Origin of the sequence: Nostoc sp. (genome assembly GCF_041747015.1) — a bacterium.
In the GTDB taxonomy this organism is placed as follows: domain Bacteria; phylum Cyanobacteriota; class Cyanobacteriia; order Cyanobacteriales; family Nostocaceae; genus Nostoc.
This window is the reverse complement of record NZ_JBGTFY010000246.1, coordinates 1-6,540: the sequence shown is the minus strand read 5'-3', so window position 1 is coordinate 6,540 and position 6,540 is coordinate 1. Positions and strand designations below refer to the sequence as shown.

Annotated in this window: 6 protein-coding genes; 4 read left to right on the top strand and 2 right to left on the bottom strand. The window is 40.1% G+C overall.

Translation table 11 applies throughout. The annotated features are described in order from the left end of the window. The first annotated feature begins 456 nt into the window (after window positions 1-456). The 4 genes from ACEW80_RS20445 to ACEW80_RS20430 all read left to right on the top strand — a co-directional run bounded on the left by ACEW80_RS20445 (window position 457) and on the right by ACEW80_RS20430 (window position 5,544). Window positions 457-852 (top strand): hypothetical protein, encoded by a 396-nt coding sequence (locus ACEW80_RS20445; RefSeq protein ID WP_373528349.1) that lies wholly within the window; start codon window positions 457-459, stop codon window positions 850-852. 15 nt (window positions 853-867) lie between these two features. After that, entirely contained in the window at window positions 868-1,686 is an 819-nt protein-coding gene (locus tag ACEW80_RS20440) for a P pilus assembly protein, chaperone PapD (protein ID WP_373528348.1), read from the top strand. A 5-nt stretch (window positions 1,687-1,691) separates the two neighbouring features. Beyond that, on the top strand, window positions 1,692-4,346 hold the full coding sequence (locus ACEW80_RS20435) for a carboxypeptidase regulatory-like domain-containing protein (RefSeq protein ID WP_373528347.1): 2,655 nt from the start codon (window positions 1,692-1,694) through the stop codon (window positions 4,344-4,346). Window positions 4,347-4,854: 508 nt separating this feature from the next. Then, window positions 4,855-5,544, top strand: a complete 690-nt coding sequence (locus ACEW80_RS20430; protein WP_373528346.1) for a tyrosine-type recombinase/integrase — start codon at window positions 4,855-4,857, stop codon at window positions 5,542-5,544. 30 nt (window positions 5,545-5,574) lie between these two features. Here the strand turns inward: ACEW80_RS20430 and ACEW80_RS20425 are convergent, their stop codons facing one another. Both ACEW80_RS20425 and ACEW80_RS20420 read right to left on the bottom strand, forming a co-directional pair. Further along, window positions 5,575-6,117 carry a hypothetical protein gene (locus ACEW80_RS20425; RefSeq protein WP_190963025.1) on the bottom strand — a complete coding sequence of 181 codons (543 nt, stop codon included), beginning with the start codon at window positions 6,115-6,117 and terminating at the stop codon, window positions 5,575-5,577. Beyond that, on the bottom strand, window positions 6,114-6,413 hold the full coding sequence (locus ACEW80_RS20420; RefSeq protein WP_373528345.1) for a DUF4365 domain-containing protein: 300 nt from the start codon (window positions 6,411-6,413) through the stop codon (window positions 6,114-6,116). The genes ACEW80_RS20425 and ACEW80_RS20420 overlap by 4 nt, the downstream gene beginning before the upstream one ends. Window positions 6,414-6,540: the final 127 nt, after the last annotated feature.

The window sequence follows — 6,540 nt, the reverse complement described above, 5'->3', positions numbered from 1 at the left end:
ATTAAGTGTGAAACAACCTAGTTATGTAAAAAAAATAACTAGTCCGACGCGTTAGTGAACTAGTTTTTAAAGAAATCCTCTTCTCATGCCATGAGTATTATTACTCATCCACAAATAGTAAAAACTGCAAAAGTATAGGTTAGTGGTGAGACAGAATCTCTTTCAGTAGGTATGACTGCCAGCAATGGCACTACTATTATCCCTGCCGGTGATTATGATTACACCGTGACTTTGACAGCAATACCATAAGACAAATTTGGGTTGGAGTTAGTGCGTTGATGCTCCTAACCGCTTTGTTAGGAGCATTATTTCTTTGAGAGAAGTACTGGAATTTAGTAAGGTTTTCTATCTCTTTTAAAAAAGAAATTTATTTACAGTATCAAATATTTAATCTGTAGGTAAATGTTGATTATTTTCCGTTATTTGTTAGTTTCTACCGTTATCTTGACGGTAATTATGACTAAAACAGTAATTGCCCAAACTTCTAATTGCAGTTTTAGTCAACTAATACCTGGTTATTTAGTAGAGAGTGGCGGTGTTTTGCCAACCAAGTTAGCAAGTTCTTCTGATGTTGGGGCTACAGCTAGTGAAGTTTCTGTTACTTGTAACGGCTCATTTAACTTGATTATATCATCGCCCACTCAAACGGCTGGTAAGAATTTTACGCCAGTTTCTTCAATTGCCACGGTGCAAACATCTACTGGTCTTTCTACAAGTTCCGATAAACAAAATTCTTCATTACCTTTATCTGCGGGAACAACTCCATTAAGTATCAACCTATCTGTAGATAAAGGTAGCCCAATTGCAGCAGATAACTATGCTTTCTCTGTTTTCTTAACTATTGTACCTTAATTTATTAGATGAATCATGAGAACTAAGTCTTCACTGTTTGCTTCGACTTCAAAATTGGCTAGTTGGGTTTTATTGGCAACTTTATTTACGAGCTTTTCTGCCCAAGCCCAAGTTAGTCTAGCACCAATGATTATTGATTTGCAAGCTAATCGCGGTCAATCTCAAAGCAGTATTAACATTAGTAATAGTGGTGACAAACCTTTTCGCGCTCGCGTATATGCCCAACCTTTTACTTACGATCGCGATACTGGGTTTAAAACTTTAACTTCTAGTCCTAATGACCTCAATCCTTATCTGCAATTCTCCCCACGAGAGTTAGTTGTACCGCCAGGAGTAACGAGACGGGTACGTTTGATCACCCGCTTTCCTGCTAATCTTCCTGATGGCGAATATCGCTCTGTAGTTTTTACAGAAAAGTTGGATGAGACAAAAGATGGCAATGGCAATAAGGTAAATATTGCTACTAGAATAGGTGCGACTGTTTATGTGCATCAAGGCAGCTTGTCTCCAAAATTAGTAGTAGATAATGCTCGCTGGAATCAACAACAACAGCAAATTCAACTGTTAATTAAAAATACAGGTAAAGCATCAGCTAGAGCCGCTGTTAAGTGGACTTTGCAGCAAGGAAATAAGGTTGTTAAACAAGGAACTGTCGATCCTAATTTCATTATTGCTGAAAGCGATCGCTACATTCCATTAAATCGTCTTCAGGGAAAAGAAACAGGTCTCGCTGCTGGTGAATATGAACTGAATGGTGAGTTAGTCTGGGGCGATAAAAATCAAAATAAGCAGAAATTTACTGTGAAATTGGCAATTCCTACTAACGCCAATTAAGGCAAGTGGAAAAAGTTTACTGGTTACTATCATTCTTAACTTTTTATCTGCTACCATTCACTCCCACACAGGCATCAGCAGCAGATACTAAAGAAACTTTAATCCACCAAGTTAATCAACAATCTTCTGCACCGCAGATAGCGGTGACAGAAGAATTTTCTGTTTTTCCAGTAGGTGTAAATGTGGGCAAACGCAATGTCCTTCCCAGCACCTTTATACGGGGTAAAGAAAACGGGACAGAAGCAATTAATTTAGAAAATTGGTTGATTACTTACGATGCGGTAATTCAAACATTAAAACTATCAATTAAAACTTTACCAGATGGACAGTTAGAAGTTCGTTCTCCTGGTTTAGTGACTCGCATTGACCCCAAGCAATTAATTAATGATCCAGAATTAGGAGTAGTATTTTCTATTCAACAATTAAAAACTCTATTTGGGGTGACAGCTGAATTCGATATTAATGATTATGCCATCACTTTAAATCCTCCTTGGTTAGGAAAAACAGCATCATCTGTACAAGATAACACTACAGTCCCAATCCAATTAGAAGGATTACCAACCGTTAAAGCTCCTCAACAAACTCTTACAGCTATTGAACAAAGAGTTAATACTAGCGGTTCGACGACATCAACTTCTACTTTTGCTGGTGAAACAACAGCCGTAGGTACTATTTTAAATGGTAGTTTCTTTTTGCGTGCTAATCAAAGAGATTTGACAGACTCCCAGACTTGGAATTTGGCTGAGGCTCAGTATTTAAGGCAAACAGATAAAGCTGATTATGTTATGGGTTCTCAGCCGACTTTTTGGCGTAGTCAAAGTAGCGAACAATATTGGGGTTTTACAACTATTCAAAGACAAGGATTTAAAACCTTAGTACCACTAGAAGGCGGTAGTTTTAGTCCTAATCAACGTTTACAAGCATCACAAATTGGGCGCACAATTGTAGGTGAAGCGGCACCAGGAACTTTAGTCAGACTAACACAAGGTTTAGGCGATCGCCCCATTGCTGAAGTTTTAGTAGATTCCTCTGGAGTCTACCGTTTTGAAAATTTAGCAGTTGGCGGCCAAAATTTAGGCGGTAACTATCGTGTCTTACTTTATCCCGAAGGCAGACTCACAGCGCAACCAGAAATCCGCACTGCTACTTTCTCTAATATTCCTGGACAGATTCCCCAAGGATCATCAGCAACCATTGTATCTGGTGGCTGGCAGCGGCAATTATCAGGCGCAAACAATCAAAGTTTTTTGGGAGATTTTACTAAATTTCAAGGGGGAATTGCTCGTCGGTGGGGTGTATCGGAAAACTTAACTGTGGGTGCTGGTGTAATCTACGATCAAAATATCAAAGGATTGGGAGAAATATTTTTTCGCCCTAATAGTTTTCCTATAGAGATTACAGCTTCGATACTTTCAGGGGATAAAGATAATAACTGGGATATTAATGCTGATGTGCGTTTGTTTCCAACGAAGAACATCACCGCCAGATTCAATACTGATAAATTTTCTAGCCGATTTAACTTAAATTGGCGCATTTCTCCTAACCTAACTATGTTGGGCAACTATGACAGTCGTAATGGTTGGGAAACTGGATTGCAAACATCATTTAGCCTGGGAAAATTGCTGACTTTAGGGCGTTTTAGTGTAGACGCAGAAAATCGCTGGCGCTGGAATGTTTACCAACGTTTCGGGTCATTATCGTTTAGTCACCGAGGCAATGAAATTGGTACAACATCGCAGTTAGATTACAACTTATCTGGTAGTTCTGTTTCACAGAGTGGCTATTCTCTACGACTCGGTTACGAAACACGCAACCTAAATCGCTTTGATAACTTAGCAACTTTAGCTTGGCGTTATTCTTCTCCAGAACTAGCAGCCGATGGCAGAAATCTTTGGGATGTCGAATTAGGATATGGTGTTGGTTCTCGCGGTTCGGGTGCAGTAATGATGTTGGAAACTGCTGCTATACCATGGTTGCTAGTACGAGGGCGGTATGAGGGTGGTTCTCTTAGCTCTGAACAAGCTTCCTATAGTTTAGAAATTATTTCTAGTCTAAATTTTGGTGGGGGGGGATTATTTGCAGGCGATCGCAAATCAGATAGATTGCGTTCTGTAGGGGGCTTATTAATTCAACCATTTTTTGACAAAAATAATAACGGTAAACGCGATCCCGGCGAACAAGTATATACAGAAAACTCTGATTTACTCTTTGTCCTGAATAACTCACCAATCAAATCATTTCGTCCAGAAGTACAAAAACAGCAAATTCTCGTACCGCTTGTACCAGGAGCTTATCGTCTTGATATCGATCCGGCTGGATTTCCTTTAGATTGGGAAGCTGCTGTAGATAGTTATGCAGTAGAAGTAGTTGCTGGTAGTTACACTTCTGTTTTCATCCCACTTCGTCTTTCTTATACTCTCTCTGGCGTGGTTACAGATACCACAGGTAAGCCAGTTGCTGGTGCGCGTGTAGAAGCAATTGCAACAACATCAGAGCAACACCATTTTTCTGTAACTAATGATGCTGGCGTTTACTATCTAGAGCGTTTGCCACAAAGCACCTATCAGCTTAAAGTTAACGATCGGGTAGTTCAACCAAATACAGTCACATTTAACGAATCCTCTCAGCATTTTCAAGAATTTAACCTGAAACAGCCTTAACGCTCTCCTAAGAAACCGCATTTGCTTGGGGTTGGGGAATAAGCAAAACCCAATTGCTGTGCCCTTTTTTGGAAAAGTCATCTTAGCGTTAGGAATAAATAAATCATGGATAATGGTGTTCGTTATAGTCAACGCCCTATCCGTGTACCGGATTATCACGTATAGAGATCGTCAACCCTTACACTTTCATCTAATTTAATTTCTCTCTATCTCTCTCAATAATTGTCAATCAACTTACAAGAACTCCCCAACCCCCTCCCTCAGATGTATCACAACATAGTGCGACAATAGAGTTTTTCGCACCACTTAGAGTAATAAACACGCCCTTAACAACTAAGATGTTGAAATAGCATTAAACTGACGCTGCCCAATCAGCTGCTGACTAACCAATGACCCCTATTCACCCGGAAAATCTTAGTGTTTTGGAGAACTCGCTGGCGTTAGCGATCGGAGAAGACTTTTCTCGTACAAGGCGCACCTGATTAAGAAAAAACTGGCTGAAGCTACGGTGAATCGTCGCCTCAGCGCTATCAAGTCAATGGTTGAGATGGGGCGACGGCTGGGAGTGTGCAATTTTTCCCTGGATGATGTCAAAGGTGAAAAGGTCGAAACCTACCGGGACACTATGGGCATTCCAGCCGAGGACTATGCTTTAGTTATAGCGTTGGTTGACCGCAGTACTCTTAAGGGCAAGCGCGATTATGCCATTATGCGGTTACTTTGGGATAATGGCTTGCGTCGTCAGGAGATAGTCAATCTAAATGTGCGTGACTTCAACGCCAAAGAAAAAACTCTTGCAATCCTGGGTAAAGGCAAGGGTAGCCAGAAAGAAATTCTTGACCTATCGGAAAGAACCACCGACGCAATCGCCAGTTGGATCAAAGCCAGTAAGAATAAACGTGGTTTAGACCCGCTTTTTACGGTGTTGGCCTATTACAAGAATGGAGCAAGATTAACAGGGGAGGCAATCAGGCGACTGGTGGATGGGCTATGCAAGCAAGCCGGAATTACTAAGAAGATGTCACCGCATCGTGTACGCCATAGTGCGATTACTACAGTATTGGATCTGAACAATGGCAACTACCGTGCTACTCAGCGATTCAGCAGACACGCCCAAGTGCAAACAGTATTGAAATATGATGATAACCGCCAGCGCTTGCAAAAGCAGATGAGTGACTCAATATCAGAACTGATTTAGAAAAAACCTAAAAATCTTGATAAGCCGGAGTTAGATATTGTCAATTTGAAAATTATGGGGATTTTTCAGGATAAAATGATTGTCAACTTTTACTAAATCACCTGTGCAGTGAATTGGTAAACGTTCCTGATAGGCTTTAATGGCTAAGATATAATCGTGGTCTACTAGTTCGGTTTTAATTTCTTGTAATTTATCAAAAACTGCACATAGTAAAATAATTTCTCCACTGAGTTGCTCAATGTGGGGGGTAGCGATTTGCATGACCACACCTTGCACGGTGAAATTAGGATAATTGGTAATAAATTCGCTTAATATATCAACTTGGTCACGATTTTCTACTGTCTCCAACGTTTTTAATATATCGCTGATTCTTTCGGCATAATCTCCTAAACTATGTTGGAGAGGTAGCAGGATTTCATACTCAGGAACGGCATCTTTTTTTAATCGCCAAATTGCCCCGGCATCATTATATATACGCCCTGTTTCATGCCAGCCTGTTGCTTGCAAATGTGCCTGTATTACATTAGGGTTAACAGTTTTGAGTATTTGACTGTCTTTAATAGTAACTTTCATGGTAAATCTCCAAAACTAATGCGTTGAATGATGGTTTGGAGTGATACGGGTGTCAACTGATTACTACGGGGTATTTCAATAGTAACATTGGTTGTATTTTCGGTGTCTGGCATTTCACGCAAGGATACCCAGTAGCCACAATGTCTTAGACACAGTTCATCTTCGGTTTGTTTTATCCAGTCTGTTATTTTTTCTGGAACTAAAACGACAACTAAAATCCGAGGGACAAGGGCATTGATTTTTAAATCATTATAGTTTTTGAGATTGAGGGGATATTTAATACAGGGTAAGCGCATCTCAAACCCTATTGACAAGCGGGTTTAGAAATATCATCATGTTGGGAGAAACAAGCAGCAAGAATAGTAAGCATATAATTATTATCCATTGCGGCTCGATTCGATTTTTGGCGATTACTACGTTTTA